Here is a 16,768-nt window from a genome sequence, read left to right as displayed (position 1 = left end):
GTAGCCTGGGCGGCGTGTACGTGGAGCGGGCGGCGCGGCTGGCCGGGGCGGTCGTGTGGAGCAACACCCCGACCGGGCCGGGGCGCGTGCTGCCCGACGGCTGCATGGACCTGCTGTGGAGCGAGGGCACGCTGCTGGTCGCCGGCCCCGACACCCGCGCCCACGTCACCGACGGCCCGCCCACCGCCTGGGCCGGCGTCCGCCTCTTCCCCGGCACCGCGCCCGCCCTCCTCGGCGTGCCCGCGCACGAACTGCGCGACCGGCGCGTGCCCCTGGCCGACCTGTGGCCGGCGCCCCTCGTACGACGCCTCACCGCGCGCGTCGAAGCGGCCGACGACCCGGCCACCGGCCTGGAGGCCCTCGCTGTGAGCCGGGCCGCCGACACCGGGGCCGGCACCCCCGACCCCCTGCTGCGGCACCTCGTGACCGGCCTCGGCACGGGCCGTCCCGTCGGCGCCCTCGCCGCGGAACTCGGCCTCACCGCGCGCCAGTTGCACCGCCGCTCACTGACCGCCTTCGGCTACGGACCCAAGACGCTGGCCCGCGTCCTGCGCCTGCAACGGGCCCTGGCGCTCGCCCGCTCCGGCGTCCCCCTCGCGGCGACCGCCGCCCGCGCGGGCTACGCCGACCAGGCCCACCTGTCGCGTGACGTGCGGGAGTTGACGGGACTCGCGCCGCGCGAGCTACTCGGCGGCGGCCGGTAGCGGCGCGAACAGGTCCACGCCGTTGCCGTCGGGGTCCAGCACCACGGCGTACCGCTGCCCCCACACCGCGTCCCACGGCGCCAGCTCACCATGACAGCCGGCGCCCACCAACTCCTTGTACAGCGAGTCCACCTCACCCGGGTCGTCGCACCGCAGCGCCAGCGAGGCGCGGCCCCCGCCGGAGGGCGGCAGCCAACCGGGGCGGAAGGACCGCACGGTGTCCTCGGTGTCCAGCAACAGCCGCAGCCCGCCGGGCAGTTCGGCCTCGGCGTGCGGCAACTCCTCGGCGCCCGCCGGGAAGGCGAACCCGAGGCGGCGGTAGAACGTGACGGAAGCGGCCATGTCGGAGACGACCAGGCCCACGGCATCGAATCGTGCACTCATACGGCCACCGTAGGCAGCGCGGCGACGGCCGGTCTTGAACGAATCGGACGTCGCCACACCCGGGGCGGCCCCGGCGTCAGCCCGCCGGAGGCACCGGCCGCACCGCGAGCACCGCGATGTCGTCGTCGTTGTCCGCGCCGAGCCCGATCAGCAGTTCGTCGCAGAACACGTCCAGCGGCTCGCGCGCCAGGTCGGCGGTGCGCAGCCGCAACCGCTCCATCGCCTCGTCCAGATGCTCACCGCGCCGCTCGATCAGCCCGTCCGTGTAGAACAGCAGCGTCGAACGGGCCGGCACCGGACACGTGGCGCGCGGCCTGGCCGTGTCCGGGTCCATGCCGAGCAGCAGCCCCCCGCCCTCGGTCAGATAGCTGGTCTCGCCGTCCTCCGTGGTCAGCAGCGGCGGCAGATGCCCGGCGGACGAGTAGTCCAGCTCCCAGGGACCCCTCGCGCCGCCCCGCAGCAGACCGTAGATGCAGGTGGCGGTGGCCTCCCGGTACAGGCTGTGATTGGCCGCGTCCAGGCGGCGCAGCACCGTCTCCGGGGGCTCCTGCCGGTCCACGGCGATGCCGCGCAGCATGCTGCGCAACTGGCTCATGGCGATCGTCGCGTCCAGGTTGTGCCCGGTCACGTCCCCGATGACCAGCGCGGTGTCCCCGATGGGCAGCACGAAGCTGTCGTACCAGTCGCCGCCGACCTGCGTGGTCGTGGACGACGCCGCGTACCGGGCCGCCATGCCCAGGTGCCCGACGTCCGGCAGCATGGACCGCTGGAGGCGCTCGGCGACATGCCGGGTGTCCTGGTAGAGACGGGCGTTGTCCACGCCGAGCGCGAGGGTGCGGACCAGGTCGTCGACCAGCGACAGGTCCTCCTCGGTGAACGGCCGACGCCCGCTCGCCCGGGCCACCGTCAGCGCGCCCACGATCTCCCGCCGGGCCCGCATCGGCGCCACGACCGCGCTGCCGGCGCCCAGCCGCAGGAACAGCTCCCGGTATCCGGTGTCCAGCGGGCTGCCCCGGCTCGACGGCGGTGCCTGCGTCAGCAGCAGCGGGCCCGCGCCGCGCAGCACGCGGGCGAGCGGGCCGCGGGCCTCCTCGTTGACCGGCGGCAGCCTGCCCTCGAAGTCCTGCGGTCGCAGCCCGCCGGGATCGCGGTGCACGACGCACGCCCGGTCCACCCGGGAGTGCTCGGTGAGCAGATCCACCACGCACCAGTCGGCCAGCCGCTGGGTCAGGATGTGACCCACGATCTCGAGCCCCTCGTCGAGCTCCATGGTGTTGCTCAGCGCCGCACCGGTGTCCGCCAGCAGGGAGAGCCGGTCCAGCGCCGACATGCCCGCCGACGCCCCGGGGGCCTGGGTGCCGGGGAACTCGGGGTCGGAGGCGTCGGTCCCGGGAGCCGTGGCCGGGGCCGGTGCGGAGATGCGCGCACCGTCCCGCGGCGCCCCGGCGCCGGGCGCCTTCGGCCGGAGCGCGCCGGTCCCGGGCGGCGCGGCGGAAGCCCGCACCGGGACCGCGGGGGCTGCCGGGGCCGCCGGGCCGTCCGGGTGCGGCGGGGCCTGCCGGGTCGGCACCGGCGTGGGCGGGGAGTCGGCCGACGCCGCCGCCCGCGGGGTGAGCTGGGCGACGAACACCGTCCGCCCGTCGGCCATCTCCTGCGTCTGCACGAACAGCCGCACCGGGACCAGATGACCGTCGTGGTGCAGCGCCGGCAGCGGCACCGAACGGTCCACGATGCGGGACTCTCCGGTCAGCAGCAGAGACGCGAAGGCGGAGCGGTGCCGGTCCCGCAGATGCTCCGGGATGAGCGCGGTCAGCTTCCGCCCCACCAGGTCGTCGGCGTGCCAGCCGAGCAGATCGGCGGCCGGCCCGTTGACGGCGACGATCCGGTTGCTCTCGTCGGCGGCGACGGTCGCGATCCGCCCGGCCCGCGCGTGGGCCGCGTCCCACGGCGCCAGCTCCGACGGGCCCGCGCCCGCCACGCGCGGCACCAGCGTCCACGCCGTCGGCCGGCCGCCCTCCAACTGGTCGACGACCTGGTCGAACAGCCAGTCCTGGAAGAACCGGACGCGCGGCAGCCCCGGAAGCGTCAGCAGCAGCTCCCGCCGGGCGGCCTCCTCGGCCGCGTCGAGCACCCGGCGCAGGGTGCGCATCGCGTGCGCGGCGTCCGTCGGCAGGGACAGGGGCAGCGAGCGCATGTCCGCGCGGGGCGGCTGCCCCGCCAGCGCCGCGGTGACGCAGGCGCTGATCACGTTGTTGGCGTCGAGCGCGACGACGAGGTCCTCCGGCGCCACCCCCAGGTCGGCGCCGCCCGCCACGGCCAGCGCCAACTCCCGCAGCAGCGCGTGCCGGTGCTGCTGGGACGCCGAGCACAGGGCGGCCGGCACGTCGACCAGCGTCACGGTCTCGCGGGGTGCGACGTCGGTGGACGACACCGGGGACTGCCACTGCGACGGCGGCGGTGGCCGGCCCTCGGGCCACAGCTCGAACCACACCGTCTTGCGGCACGCGTCGCTCTCCACGCCGTGCCGCGACGCGAGCTGCCGGACCAGGGACAGCCCCTGGCCCGTACCGGCGTACGGCGGCAGGTCGTGCGGGACCAGGGTGCGGCTCGGGCGGTGGTCGCCGACCCGCACGCAGACCCTGCCGTTCAGGGACCAGGCGGCCACCTCGACCTCGGTGGCGGCGTGCAGCAGCGCGTTGGTCACGAGCTCGCCGGCCAGCAACTGGGCCGTGTCGACCACGTCCGGAGCGGAATCGCCCAGTGCCTCTCCGACGAGGCGCCGGGCCGACGCCGCGCTCCTCGGGCTCCGGGGGCACCGGCGCCGCAGCGCCCCGGGCGGATCGGGACTGGCCATGGGTCAAGTGTGCAGCACCTGGCGACGTCGGGGCCAAGGTCACCTCATCGGCGCAGGTCACAGCGGTACGGGCCTGAGCCGGGCGAGTGAAGCGCCGGCCGGGACTTTCCGTGTGATCGACTCCCTGGGAACGGCCGCGGCACCGGCATAGGCTCGGTGCCATGGCGCCCCGACTCCTCGTGTACACCCGCACCACCGACTACCGGCACGACTCCATCCCGGACGCCGTCGCCGCCCTGCGCACCCTCGGCGGCTTCGCCGTCACCGCCACCGAGGACCCCGCGGCCCTCGAAGCGCCCCTGGACGCCTTCGCCGCCGTCGTGTTCCTCTCCACCAGCGGCGAGGTGCTGACCCGGGCGGGCCGCGAGCGGCTCACCGCGTACGTCGAGTCCGGCGGCGGCTTCGTCGGCGTGCACGCCGCCGCCTGCACCGAGTACGACTGGCCCTACTACGGCGAACTGCTGGGCGCCCGCTTCGACCGCCACCCCGCCCTCCAGCCCGGCAAGGCGGTGGTCGAGGACCGGGACCACCCGGCGACCCGGCACCTGCCGGCCGTGTGGGACTTCACCGACGAGTGGTACGACTTCCGCACCAACCCGCGCCCGGCGGTACGCGTCCTGATCAGCGCCGACGAGACGTCGTACGAGGGCGGCGGCATGGGGGCGGACCACCCGCTCGCCTGGTGCCGGGAACAGGGCCGGGGCCGCGTCTTCTACACGGCACTGGGCCACACCTCCGAGGCGTACCGGGATCCGGACTTCCGGTCCCACCTGCTGGGCGGCATCAGCTGGGCGGCCCGCCACTAGGCGTCGTCCCCTCCGGGCCCGACGCGCTTCGAGGCCGAGCCTGCGGACCCGGCGCGTCGGCTACAGGGCGTCCTGGAGGCCGACGCACTTCCGCTTCTGCGGGATCCAGTCGACGGTGCGGTTCAGCTCGGTCAGCAGACCGCCCACCTCGGAGCGCGGCCCCGTGTACGTGAACTCGACGGCGGGGGAGCGGCCGTACGTCCGCAGCACGCTCACGCCGTCCGCCTTCAGGCGCGTCTCGTCCAGGACCCAGTCGACGCCGTCGACGGTGACGCACAGGTTGACGTTCGGGGGGAGCTCCTCGGCGCCGCAGCGCAGCACCGCCGCCCGGCCGCCCCAGGACGCGACGGCCTCGCCGATCGCCCAGTCCCGCTGCATGCCCGGTATCTCCTCCGGGGCGCGCGAGAGGACCTTCTCGCACTTCGGGTCACCGGCGTGCGGGGCGGCGGAGATGCGGTGACCGTCGACGACCAGCAGGCCGGCGACCACCGCGGCCACGACCACGGCGAGGGCGATCCACGTGCCGAGGCCGGGCTTCTTGCGCCACCTGCTCGCTGGAGGGCTTCCGGCCTGCATGTTCCGATCCGTGGGGAGAGGAGTCCGTGCCGCCCGTCGCCGGGGTCCGCGGGCGGACGGCCGGACGACCGGGCGACTGCAAGACTAGCCCCGCCCCCGAAGCGGCCGGCCACCAGGGCGGGCCGTGCTCGCCCGCTCCACCAGCCGCGTCGACAGCTCCGTCCGCGTGCCCTCCGGCCGGGTGCCGTCCATCATGCGGACCAGCAGCCGCAGCGCCGTCGCCGCCATCTCCGCCAGCGGCTGCCGCACCGTGGTCAGCGCCGGGGACACCCAGCGCGCCTCGGGCAGATCGTCGAAACCGACCACACTCACGTCGTCCGGCACCCGCAACCCCCGCTCCGCCAGCGCCTCGTACACCCCCAGCGCCATCCGGTCCGAACAGGCGAAGACGGCCGTCGGCGGCTCCGGCAGATCCAGCAGCTCCAGCATCCGGCGCCGCGCCACGGCCTCCTCGAACCCGGCGTGCCGCACGTACTCCGGCCGGTGCCGCACCCCCGCCGCGGCGAGTGCCGAGCGGTACCCGGCGACCCGCGCGCTGCTGCACATCTTCCGCCGGTGCCCGGCGAGCACCGCGATCCGCTCGTGCCCGAGACCCAGCAGGTGCTCCGTCGCCGTCACCCCGCCCTGCCAGTTCGCCGCGCCCACCGACACCACCCCCGCCGGCGGCTCCACGACGGGGTCGATCATCACGAACGGGATGCGGTGCTGCTCCAGCCACGCGTACTGCGACTCGCTCAGCTCGGCCAGGTTGAACAGCGCACCCGACGAACCGCGCGCCACCAGCTTGTCCAGCCACCCCCGCTCCGGCCGCCCGCCCCGCGTCCGCGCCAGCCCCGCCGAGACCACGACCTCCAGGCCCGCGTCGTACGCCGCCTCCTCCACGCCGTGCAGCACGGCACCCGACCAGGAGGAGTCCAGCGAGTGCACCACGAGGTCGACGAGCCGGGGCGCCTTGGCCATGTCGAACCGGGGCCGGCGCACATAGCCGAGCCGCTCCAGCGCCTCCGCGACGCGGCGGCGGGTCTCGGGAGCGACGTCCTCCCGGCCGTTGACCACCTTGGACGCGGTGGGCACGGACACGCCCGCCTCGCGGGCCACGACCGCGAGGGTCGGCCCCGCCGCCGTGCTCGCACTCCCCGTACGGACCATCGGGAAACCACCTCTCCGGCCCGCCCGAGGGCCTGGGAAAGTTTCGGCCGGCGCGGCAACCGCCCGGCCGCGCCGCGGTCGCGGACCGACCGGTAGAAAGCGCTTCCTACTGTAAGGGCGCGGCAACGCGGCGGGAAGACGAGGGAACGGACCGGGATCGGGCCGGAAGACACAGGGATCGGGCCGGAAGACACTGGGGCCGGGCCGGATCGCACCGGGATCGGGCCGACGGCAGCGGGTAAAACTTTCGAAACCACATCGGACGCGCCCGAGGAGGCTGGTGGCGGATGACGGCGGACCGGACGGACCCCGAGGCGACGACCCCCTACGGCGCCGTACGCGGCCGGTACGAACGGGGCGTCGCCGTCTTCCGCGGCATCCCCTACGCGGCACCCCCCTTCGGCCCCCGCCGGTTCCGTCCGCCCGTCCCGCCCGAACCCTGGGACGGCGTCCGCGACGCCGGCGCCTTCGGGCCCACGGCACCCAAACCGCCCTACTCGCCCGCCTTCGCGCAGTACCTCTGCGACCCCGCCGTCCCGGGCGACGACTGCCTCAACCTCAACGTCTGGACCCCCGACCCCGACCCCGCCGCCCGCCTGCCCGTCATGGTCTGGCTGCACGGCGGCGCCCTCACCCGCGGCTCCTCCGCCGTCCCCGTCTACGACGGACACGCCTTCGCCCGCGACGGCGTCGTCTGCGTCTCCCTCAACCACCGCCTCGGCGTCGAGGGCTACGGCCTCTTCCCCGACGCCCCCGCCAACGCCGGCCTGCGCGACCAGATCGCCGCCCTCACCTGGGTCCGCGAGGCGATCGGCGCGTTCGGCGGCGACCCCGACCGCATCACCCTCTTCGGCCAGTCCGCCGGGGCCATCGGCATCGGCGCCCTCCTCGCCGCGCCCCGGACGCAGGGCCTCGTCCGGCGGGCCGTCCTGCAGAGCGGCGCCCCCGAGGCCGCCGACCGCGACAAGGTACGGCGCATGGTGCGCCGCATGGCCGCCCGGCTGAAGGTGCCCGCCACCGCCGAGGCGTTCGCCGCCGTCGACCGCGACCTGCTGCTGCGCACCCAGGCCGAGGTCGGCAGGCTCAGCAGTCCCGTCCTCGGCGGGCCCGCCTTCGGCATCGTGGTCGACGGCGACGTCGTGCCCCGCGACCCGCTCCAGGCGCTCACCGAGGGCGGCGCGGCCCGCGGCGTGGATCTGCTCATGGGCTGGACCCGGGACGAGTACCGGCTGTGGCTGGTGCCCGGCGGCCTGCTGGAACGCGTCGACCGGCTCGGCTCCTTCGCCCTGGCCGGCGCCCGCGCCCGCTGCCGCTGCGGGCCCGAGGTGCCGCGCGCCTACCGCGCGCTCGCCCCCGACGCCGGCGCCGCCGAGATCGTCGGCCAGATGGTCACCGACCACCTGCTGCGCGTCCCGCTGCACCGCCTGGCCGACGCCCGCCGGGAGGCCTCCTACGTCTACGAATTCGCCTGGCCCTCCAACCGGCCCGGTCTCGGCTCCTGCCACGCCCTGGAGCTCGGCTTCGTGTTCGACACGGGCGCGACGCCCGAGTCGGCCCGGCTCGCGGGGGACGGCGCGCCGCGGGAGCTGGCCGAGGCGATGCACGGGGCGTGGGTGCGGTTCGCGGTGGACGGCGACCCGGGCTGGGAGCGCTGGGATGCGACACATCCCGTACGGATCTTCGGCGACGGCATACCGCATACGGTGTTCGGTCCGCGGGATCGCGAATACGCCATATGGGCGGCCGACGCCACTCTGCGGCGGACGACCCCCGCCCAGCCCCGGCGCGGCGCCGACGAACGCGACGACACCGCCGCCCGGGGAGCGGAACTCCGCTCGGTCATAAGGCGGTTGCGGCGCTCCGGGGCACTGCGACGCCCCTGACCCCCGGCCCACCACCGGCCTCGAGGCCACCGTGCGGGGACTTCCGGGCGGTGCGGCGAGAGGGCGGTGCGGGCCGTCGCGCGGCGGGCGGCGCTGCGCGGACACGGCCCAAGAGCTGCCGTTCGGACCGGCCTGGCTGCGCGACGCCGGGCTGGTCCAAACGGCAGCCCCTAGCCGTCCCGCGTCCCGGGCGTGTCCGCCAGTGCCCGGCCGATATCCGCGATCGCCTCCGGCCCCACCCGGCAGCAGCCGCCGACCAGCCGGGCGCCCGCGGCGTGCCAGGCGCGGACCCGGTCGGGCGTGAACGTGCTCCGGCCGGTCCAGGCGCGGGCGGCGGCGTCCCAGGACTCGCCGCTGTTGGGATAGACCACGACCGGCTTGCCGGTGACCCGGGCCGCGAGGCCGACCGCGTCCCCGGCGTCCTCGGGCGCACAGCAGTTGACGCCGACCGCGATCACCTCCTCCGCGTCCGCGGCGAGAGCGAAGGCCTCTTCCAGCGGCTGCCCGGCGCGCGTGCGGTCGCCGTCGACGGTGTACGACAACCAGACCGGCACCCCCAGCCCGCGCACCGTCCGCAGCAGCGCCTCGGCCTCCTCCGCGTCGGGCACGGTCTCCAGGGCGAGGACGTCGGGGCCGGCGGCGGCCAGCGCCTCGACGCGGGGCCGGTGGAAGCGCTCCAGTTCGCCGACCGTCAGTCCGTAGCGGCCCCGGTACTCGGAACCGTCCGCGAGCATCGCCCCGTACGGGCCGACCGAGGCCGCCACCCACAGCGGGCGCACCACGCCGCCCGCACGCGCCCGGCGGGCCGCCTCGCGGGCCGACTCGACGCTGAGGGCGAGGAGTTCGGTGGCGCGGGCGCGGTCGACGCCGCGGCGGGCGAAGCCCTCGTACGTGGCCTGGTAGCTGGCGGTGATCGCCACGTCCGCGCCCGCCTCGAAGTAGGCGAGGTGCGCCTCGGTGATCGCCTCGGGCCGCTCGGCGAGCAGCCGCGCCGACCACAGGTCGTCGCCGAGGTCGTGCCCGGCCGACTCCAGTTGGTTCGACATCCCGCCGTCGAGGACGAGCGTCCCGGTGGTGAGGGCTTCGAGGAGGGTGGGCGTGCCGTGCATACGGACGACGGTAGTCCACGTACGGCCACCGGGAGCCGCGCCCCCGGTCCCCTCCGGCGCGGACGGCCCGGCACACCCCGTTGACCTCCCTCCGCCTCGGCCGTACCTTTTCGGCGTTCGGAATCACAGATGGCGTTCGAAATGACGGACGTCCCGTGTGGGTTCCGCACGAGCCCGCACGCCCCCACCGAGAGGCAGGCCGCATGAGCCGCGCGCACGATCTGCCCGAAGTCCCCAGCCGCCGACTGCTGTTGAAGGGCGCCGCAGCCGCCGGCGCCCTGGCCGCGGTCCCCGGCGCCGCCCAGGCGGCGCCCGCGTCCCCGAAAGCAGCCCCGTACGTGAACCCGCTCGTCCGCAACCGCGCCGACCCGCACATCCACCGCCACACCGACGGCTTCTACTACTACACGGCGACCGCCCCCGAGTACGACCGCATCGTCCTGCGCCGCTCCCGCACCCTGAACGGCCTGGCGACCGCGGGGGAGTCCGTCATCTGGCGCAAGCACGCCACGGGCGCCATGGGCGCCCACATCTGGGCGCCGGAGATCCACCGCGTCGACGGCAAGTGGTACATCTACTTCGCCGCCGCGCCCGCCGAGGACGTGTGGGCCATCCGCATCTGGGTGCTGGAGAACTCCAACGCCAATCCGTTCCAGGGCCGTTGGGTGGAGAAGGGGCAGCTGCGGACGGCGTGGGAGACCTTCTCCCTCGACGCCACCACGTTCACCCACCGCGGCACCCGCTACCTCGCCTGGGCCCAGCACGAACCCGGCATGGACAACAACACCGCCCTGTGGCTGTCGAGGATGGCGAACCCCTGGACGCTGACCGGCCCCCAAGTGCGGCTGTCGACACCGGAATACGACTGGGAGTGCGTCGGATACAAGGTCAACGAGGGCGCTTCGGTCATCGCCCGCAACGGCCGCCTGTTCATGTCGTACTCGGCCAGTGCCACCGACGCCAACTACTGCCTCGGCCTGCTCACCGCCGACGCCGACAGCGACATCATGAACCCCGCCAACTGGTCCAAGTCGCCGACCCCGGTCTTCACCAGCAACGACACCACCAAGCAGTACGGCCCCGGCCACAACTGCTTCACCGTCGCCGAGGACGGCCGCACCGACGTCCTCGTCTACCACGCCCGCCAGTACAAGGAGATCGACGGCGACCCGCTGCACGACCCGAACCGCCACACCCGCGTCCAGACGCTCGGCTGGAAGGCCGACGGCACCCCGGACTTCGGCGTCCCCGTCGCCGACACGGCGAGCTCCGGCGCGGCGGAAGAGGGCGCGTGACATGAGACGTGCCCCCGCGTTACTGCTCACCCTGTGCCTGGCCCTGTTCGGCTCCCTCGCCGGCGCGGGCCAGGCCCAGGCGGCCCCGCAGACGGTCACCAACGGCACGCGGCTCACGGACATCTCGGGCAACCCCGTCCACGCCCACGGCGGCGGCGTCCTCAAGGTCGGCGCGTACTACTACTGGTTCGGCGAGCACCGCAACGCCGACAACACCTTCCGGTACGTCGACGCCTACCGCTCCACCGACCTGAAGAACTGGGAGTTCCGCAACCACGTCCTCACCGAGTCGAGCGCACCCGAGCTGGCCACCGCCAACATCGAGCGGCCCAAGGTGATGTACAACGCCTCCACCGGCACGTTCGTGATGTGGATGCACAAGGAGAACGGCACCGACTACAGCGAGGCCCGGGCCGCCGTCGCCGTCTCCGACACCGTCGACGGCGACTACGCCTACCGCGGCAGCTTCCGGCCGCTCGGGCAGCACATGTCCCGCGACATCACGGTGTTCACCGACACCGACGGCGCCGGATACATGGTGTCCGCCGCCCGCGAGAACTACGACCTGCACATCTACCGGCTCACCGCCGACTACACCGGCGTCGCCGGCCTGGTCGCCAACCCGTGGCCGGGCGGACACCGCGAGGCGCCAGCCCTCTTCAAACGGGGCGGCGTCTACTTCATGCTGACCTCCGGCGCCACCGGCTGGAACCCCAACCAGCAGCAGTACGCCACGGCGACCTCGCTCGCCGGTCCCTGGTCGGCGATGCGCGACGTCGGCGACTCCACGGCCTACGGCTCGCAGACCGCATACGTTCTGCCGGTGCAGGGATCCAGTGGCACGTCGTACCTCTACCTCGGCGACCGCTGGGGCAACTCCTTCGGCGGCACCGTCAACGACTCCCGCTACGTGTGGCTGCCGCTGACCTTCCCCAGTTCCACCACCATGACCATGTCCTGGTACCCGGAGGTCACCGTCGACACCGCCGCCGGAACGGTCGGCGGCACGAGCGCCACGTACCAGACACTGGTCGCCCGGCACAGCGGCCGGTGCGCCGACGTCACGAGCCAGTCGCTCTGGCAGGGCGCCCAGCTCAAGCAGTACGACTGCAACGGCGGCGGCAACCAGAAGTACTGGTTCAAGCCCCTCGGCGGCGGTCACCACCAGCTGATGGTGCGCAACAGCTCCCTGTGCGTGCAGGAGAACGCGAACACCGTCACGCAGGAGAACTGCACCGGCTCGACCGCCCAGCAGTGGTCCGTGACCGGCACCGGCAGCCACGTCACCGTCCGGTCCCGCGCGACCGGCGAGTGCCTGGACGTGTCCGGCGGTGCCACCGTCAACTCCGCGCCGCTCATCACGTACACCTGCAACGGAGGCGCCAACCAGCAGTGGGCCCGCGGCACCTGACGCCGCGACGGTACGCGTGCCCGGCCGGTACCCGCCTGACGGGTACCGGCCGGAGTGCTGTCGCCTGGCGGTTGAATCGTTTCGATCAGGTCACTTGCGCGGTCGGCTCCGGCCTTCGGGAAAATCTGCCTCCACGGGCCTGGAAAGCGCTTGCAGGGCCGCGATACGGTCCCACCGCCACGCCCGTCGCCCTCCGAAGGAAGCACATGAGACGATTCAACGCAGTCGTGCTGGCGGCTCTCACCCTGGGCACCGCCGCCCTGACCGCCGCCCCCGCCCGGGCCGAGGCGAACGCCCCCTCGCCCGGCCCCGGCCACTGCACCGCCACCGCCTGCCACTTCGACGTCCCACCCGGCACGTACGACGTCAAGGTGCTGCTCGGCGGCGCCACCGCGTCCAGCACCGCCGTCGGAGGCGAGTCCCGGCGCGCCCTCCTGCCGGAGACGGCCGTCCCCGCCGGGGAACGCGTCGCCCGCAGCTTCACCGTCGACGTCCGCGACCCCGAGGGCGAACCCACCGGACCCGCCGGCGCGCCCGGCCTGAACCTCACGCTCGACGGCACCGCCCCCGCGCTCGCCGGCATCCGCGTCACCCCCGCCCGGCACGCCCGGCAGGTCTTCCTCGTCGGCGACTCCACGGTCTGCGACCAGCCCGGCGCCCCCTACGCGGGCTGGGGCCAGCGACTTCCGCAGTACCTGCGCAAGGGGCTGTCCGTCGCCAACCACGCCGACTCCGGTGAAAGCACGGTCAGTTACCTCCGGGACCCGAGGCTGTTCGCCACCGTCCAGCCGTTGATCCGCCCCGGTGACCTGGTCCTGATCCAGCTCGCCCACAACGACAAGACCACCGACGGCCCCACCTACCGCGCCAACCTGGAGGCCCTGGTGGCGGGCGTCCGCGAGAAGGGCGGCGAGCCCGTCCTCGTCACCCCGATCGTGCGCCGCTGGTTCACCGCCGACGGCACCCTGAACAACGGAACCGCCCTGCTGGTGAACGGCCTTGGCGTCGACCACCCGGCCGTCGTCCGCGAGGTGGCCGCCGCCGAGGGCGTCCCGCTGATCGACCTCACCGCGAAGACGAAGGCGCTCGTGGAGTCCCTCGGCGTCGAGGCGTCCAAGGCGCTGTACCTCACCGACGAGAAGCGCGACAACACGCACACCTCCGTGCACGGCGCCACCGTGTACGCCCAGCTCGTCCGCGACGAACTCGTCGCCCAGGGGCTGGTTCCGGAGGGCCTGACGCGCGCGGAGTGAGTTCCGCACGCCGATCCGGGCGACCCGGGTCGAAGCCGACGGCTACGCGGCGGGCCGGGCGGGCCAGTTCGCCAGGGTGACGTGCAGGGCGTCCACGATCCGCTCCCAGGACGCCCGCACCTCACGCGGCGCGGCGAAGGCGCCGTCGGCCTCCAGGGCGCAGAAGCCGTGGAACGTGCTGCGCAACAGCCGTACGGCGTCCGTGAGATCGGGCTCGTCGAGGCCGTACGTGCGCAGCAGGCCGTAGGTGACCTCGACCGTCCGGGCCATCACCGGGCTCGTGGCCGCGACCTCCGGGTCGACGCGGACCTGCGTCGCCGCGTACCGCCCCGGGTGCTCCAGCGCGTACGCCCGGTAGGCGTCGGCGTACGCCGCGAGCGCCTCCCGGCCCGAGCGGCCCGCCACGCCCGCCGCGATCCGCTCGATCAGTTCGGCGCCGGCGCGCAGCGCCATCCGGTTCCGCAGGTCCCGCAGCCCTTTGACGTGCGAGTAGAGACTGGCGTCCTTCACGCCGAAGTGCCGTGCCAGCGCCGACAGGGTGACGTTCTCGAAGCCCGCCTCGTCGGCCATGGCGACGGCGGCTTCGGCGAGTCGGTCGGCGCTGAGACCGGCACGGGGCATGGGCGGAGTCCTCCGGGGGCGGGGGCGGGGGCGGGGCCAGGGCTGGGGCCGGGGCTGGGAGCGAAGTTTCCCACGGCGCGGGGGTGCGTGCCGGGAAGGGGCCGTCAACGTCGCGGGCCGGAATTCCGACAGGACGCGTGGCGGAATTGCGTCTTGGGGAGCGGGTGTCCGCGCGCCTAGTGTCCGGTGTGGCACGGGAAATCACCGAAACGACCAGAAGGGGGAAAGATGAAATTCGCGAATATTGAATGCGCGTCGATTTCGGTTCTTCCCCCCTCGGTGGATCTCCGGTTCCCGCGGGTGGACCGGTCGTGACGGCCGGGGCGGAGCGGCTCCCGCCCTGGCCTCTCACGTGCCGACCAGCCTTCGCGCACCGCCCACCCCCGGGTCGTTCAACGTTCACCTTCCCCGTCGATCCTCCCCACGCGGCGACAACGCGCCGCGGAAGGCAGCCGCGAGAAGGCCGCGGCACTCGGGAGGCGCAGCATGGGACACGGCCACGGGCATCACCACCACGGGCACGGACACGACCACCACGGACACGGGGCGACGGCACCTCTGCCCGCCGCCTTCGACACCTCCGTGCCCGACGAGGCCCTGACCCCCGAACAGCAGTCGCGCCGCTCCCTGCTGCGCCGCGCCGGCCTCCTCGGCGCCGGACTCGCCGCCGGCGGTGTCCTCGGCCAGACCGCCGGCGCCGCACCGGCCGCAGCCGCCACCAACGGCCGCCGCTCCAAGGGCTTCCTGTGGCTCGCCGGCGACCACCACATCCACACCCAGTACAGCAGCGACGGCAAGTACCGCGTCGTCGACCAGGTCCGCCAGGGCGCCGTCCACGGCATGGACTGGCTCGTCATCACCGACCACGGCAGCGCCACCCACGCCAAGATCGGCGTCGAGAAGGTCAACCCCGACATCAGGGAGGCCCGCGCCGCCTACGAGGACACCCTCGTCTTCCAGGGCCTGGAGTGGAACATCCCCGCCGCCGAACACGGCACCGTCTTCGTCCACCCCGGCAGCAACGAGGTCTCCGTCCTCAAGCAGTTCGAGACCGACTACGACGGCAGCGTCAAGGGCGCCTCCGACTCCACCCCCGCCAACGAGGCCCTCGCCGTCGCCGGACTCGCCTTCCTCGGCGAGCAGATCAAGCGCCGCAGGATCAAGGACGCGCTGATGCTCGCCAACCACCCCGCGCGCCGCGGCGTCGACTCCCCGCACGAGATCCGCGCCTGGCGCGACGCCACCGACCCCTCCCACCAGATCGCCGTCGGCTTCGAGGGCGCCCCCGGCCACCAGGCCGCCGGCCTGCCCCAGCCCCTCGGCATGGGCCGCGCCCGGGGCATCTACGACAACAACCCGAGCGCCAACTCCTTCCCCGGCTACCCCCTGGAGAGCTACCGCACCTGGGGCGGCTTCGACTGGATGACCGCCACCGTCGGCGGCCTGTGGGACAGCCTCCTCGCCGAGGGCAGACCCTGGTGGATCACCGCCAACTCCGACTCCCACCAGGTCTACGCCGACACCGCCGTCCGCGGCCCCGGCGGCGACTTCGGCGCCAACGGCCGCTACGAGGACCCCGTCTACGGCGGAAGGATCGACGTCACACAGGGCGACTACTGGCCCGGCCAGTACAGCCGCACCCACGTCGGCGCCGACGGCTTCTCCTACGCCGCCGTCATGGACGGCATCCGCGCCGGCCGCATCTGGGTCGACCACGGCCGGCTCATCAGCGGCCTCGACGTCCGCGTGTCCGGCGCCGGCAAGTGGGCCACCCTCGGCGGCGCCCTGCACGTCAAGAAGGGCTCCCACGTCGTCCTCACCGCCGACATCGCCCTCGCCGGCGGCCCCAACTGGGCCGGATTCCAGCCCAGGCTGGCCCGCGTCGACGTCGTCCAGGGCGACGTCACCGGCCCCGTCGCCGACCAGGACACCTTCACCGCGCCCACCGCCAGGGTCGTCAAGTCCTACGAGGTGAACAAGGCCGCCGGCACCGTCCGCCTCACCTACGACCTCGGCCGCGTCGACCGCCCGCTCTACGTCCGCCTGCGCGGCACCGACGGCAACCGCTCCGCCGTCGGCGCCATGGGCGCGGCCGTCGACCCCGCCGGGCCCGCCCTCGACGTCGTCGGCGACGCCGACCCGTGGCTCGACCTGTGGTTCTACTCCAACCCCGTGTGGGTCCTGCCGTCGTGACCCCCTACGCCCTCACGCTGGACACGGGGGCCCGGGAACTGCGTGCGGCCGACCACCTGCTGCACGCCCTGGCAGCCGAACTCGCCCTCCCCGAGGACACGTTCGGCTGCACCCACCTGGTGCGCGGCGACCGGCCGCACGTCGCCGTGTCCCTCGCCCTCCCGTCCGAGCCGCTCCTGCGCACCGCCCGGGAGCGGCTCTCGGCCGACGGCCACGACGTCACGGCGGGCCTGCCCGACGGGCACGGCAGGGCCGTGCTCTACCCGGGCGCGGCCCTCATGACCGGCACGCTGACGATCGCGGAGCTGCTGGACCGCTCCGCGATCGACCGCGTCGCCGTGCTCGGCTCCCCGGACGCGCCGGACGGCGACGCCCGGCTCGTGACCCGCGAGCACGTGCGCCCGCAGTGGCACGGCGGTGAGCTGGTGCTCACCGCCATGCCCGCCTCGGGCGGAGTCCTGGTGCCCTTCGAGGTCCCGGACCCGACGCCGTGCTGCGCGGACCACTGACCCGGTCCGCGACCACGGCGA

Annotated in this window: 14 protein-coding genes; 8 read left to right on the top strand and 6 right to left on the bottom strand. The window is 74.3% G+C overall.

The genetic code is table 11. The features are described from left to right. The first annotated feature begins 14 nt into the window (after positions 1-14). On the top strand, positions 15-704 hold the full coding sequence (locus tag ACZ7D7_RS19170) for a helix-turn-helix domain-containing protein (protein WP_470825642.1): 690 nt from the start codon (positions 15-17) through the stop codon (positions 702-704). Here ACZ7D7_RS19170 and ACZ7D7_RS19165 read toward each other — a convergent pair. Together ACZ7D7_RS19165 and ACZ7D7_RS19160 are read right to left on the bottom strand one after the other, a co-directional pair. Beyond that, positions 684-1,088: a VOC family protein gene (locus ACZ7D7_RS19165; protein ID WP_470825640.1), complete on the bottom strand. Its 405-nt coding sequence runs from the start codon at positions 1,086-1,088 to the stop codon at positions 684-686. The genes ACZ7D7_RS19170 and ACZ7D7_RS19165 overlap by 21 nt on opposite strands. A gap of 76 nt (positions 1,089-1,164) precedes the next feature. Next, complete coding sequence (locus tag ACZ7D7_RS19160; RefSeq protein WP_470825639.1) at positions 1,165-3,942, bottom strand: SpoIIE family protein phosphatase; 2,778 nt, start codon at positions 3,940-3,942, stop codon at positions 1,165-1,167. Positions 3,943-4,103: 161 nt separating this feature from the next. Here ACZ7D7_RS19160 and ACZ7D7_RS19155 point away from each other — a divergent pair, with 161 nt between their 5' ends. Then, entirely contained in the window at positions 4,104-4,748 is a 645-nt protein-coding gene (locus ACZ7D7_RS19155; protein WP_470825638.1) for a ThuA domain-containing protein, read from the top strand. A gap of 60 nt (positions 4,749-4,808) precedes the next feature. On the opposite strand, the gene ACZ7D7_RS19150 is transcribed toward ACZ7D7_RS19155, so the two are convergent. Then, positions 4,809-5,324 carry a DUF3515 family protein gene (locus ACZ7D7_RS19150; RefSeq protein ID WP_470825636.1) on the bottom strand — a complete coding sequence of 172 codons (516 nt, stop codon included), beginning with the start codon at positions 5,322-5,324 and terminating at the stop codon, positions 4,809-4,811. A gap of 84 nt (positions 5,325-5,408) precedes the next feature. Then, a complete protein-coding gene (locus tag ACZ7D7_RS19145; RefSeq protein ID WP_470825635.1) occupies positions 5,409-6,473 on the bottom strand; it encodes a LacI family DNA-binding transcriptional regulator in 1,065 nt (354 codons plus the stop codon). Positions 6,474-6,760: 287 nt separating this feature from the next. Here ACZ7D7_RS19145 and ACZ7D7_RS19140 point away from each other — a divergent pair, with 287 nt between their 5' ends. Then, on the top strand, positions 6,761-8,356 hold the full coding sequence (locus ACZ7D7_RS19140; RefSeq protein WP_470825634.1) for a carboxylesterase/lipase family protein: 1,596 nt from the start codon (positions 6,761-6,763) through the stop codon (positions 8,354-8,356). A 170-nt stretch (positions 8,357-8,526) separates the two neighbouring features. Here ACZ7D7_RS19140 and mmuM read toward each other — a convergent pair whose 3' ends face one another. Further along, the gene (mmuM, locus tag ACZ7D7_RS19135; RefSeq protein ID WP_470825633.1) at positions 8,527-9,465 is read right to left on the bottom strand and encodes a homocysteine S-methyltransferase; all 939 of its coding nucleotides are present in this window, start codon (positions 9,463-9,465) and stop codon (positions 8,527-8,529) included. A 203-nt stretch (positions 9,466-9,668) separates the two neighbouring features. Here mmuM and ACZ7D7_RS19130 point away from each other — a divergent pair, with 203 nt between their 5' ends. The 3 genes from ACZ7D7_RS19130 to ACZ7D7_RS19120 all read left to right on the top strand — a co-directional run bounded on the left by ACZ7D7_RS19130 (position 9,669) and on the right by ACZ7D7_RS19120 (position 13,424). Then, complete coding sequence (locus ACZ7D7_RS19130; RefSeq protein WP_470825632.1) at positions 9,669-10,760, top strand: glycoside hydrolase family 43 protein; 1,092 nt, start codon at positions 9,669-9,671, stop codon at positions 10,758-10,760. A gap of 1 nt (position 10,761) precedes the next feature. Next, entirely contained in the window at positions 10,762-12,171 is a 1,410-nt protein-coding gene (locus tag ACZ7D7_RS19125; RefSeq protein WP_470825631.1) for an RICIN domain-containing protein, read from the top strand. Positions 12,172-12,377: 206 nt separating this feature from the next. Continuing rightward, on the top strand, positions 12,378-13,424 hold the full coding sequence (locus tag ACZ7D7_RS19120) for a rhamnogalacturonan acetylesterase (RefSeq protein ID WP_470825629.1): 1,047 nt from the start codon (positions 12,378-12,380) through the stop codon (positions 13,422-13,424). Between the two features lie 42 nt (positions 13,425-13,466). On the opposite strand, the gene ACZ7D7_RS19115 is transcribed toward ACZ7D7_RS19120, so the two are convergent. After that, a complete protein-coding gene (locus ACZ7D7_RS19115) occupies positions 13,467-14,045 on the bottom strand; it encodes a TetR/AcrR family transcriptional regulator (RefSeq protein WP_470825628.1) in 579 nt (192 codons plus the stop codon). A gap of 486 nt (positions 14,046-14,531) precedes the next feature. Here ACZ7D7_RS19115 and ACZ7D7_RS19110 point away from each other — a divergent pair, with 486 nt between their 5' ends. Both ACZ7D7_RS19110 and ACZ7D7_RS19105 read left to right on the top strand, forming a co-directional pair. Beyond that, positions 14,532-16,238: a PHP domain-containing protein gene (locus ACZ7D7_RS19110; RefSeq protein WP_470825627.1), complete on the top strand. Its 1,707-nt coding sequence runs from the start codon at positions 14,532-14,534 to the stop codon at positions 16,236-16,238. Further along, the gene (locus ACZ7D7_RS19105; protein ID WP_470825626.1) at positions 16,235-16,747 is read left to right on the top strand and encodes a hypothetical protein; all 513 of its coding nucleotides are present in this window, start codon (positions 16,235-16,237) and stop codon (positions 16,745-16,747) included. Before ACZ7D7_RS19110 ends, ACZ7D7_RS19105 begins: the two co-directional genes overlap by 4 nt. Positions 16,748-16,768 lie beyond the last annotated feature (21 nt).

The sequence above is a fragment of the Streptomyces sp. NPDC037054 genome (genome assembly GCF_055606745.1).
Note: the sequence above shows the minus strand (reverse complement) of the source record. Positions and strands in the feature narration are given on the sequence as shown.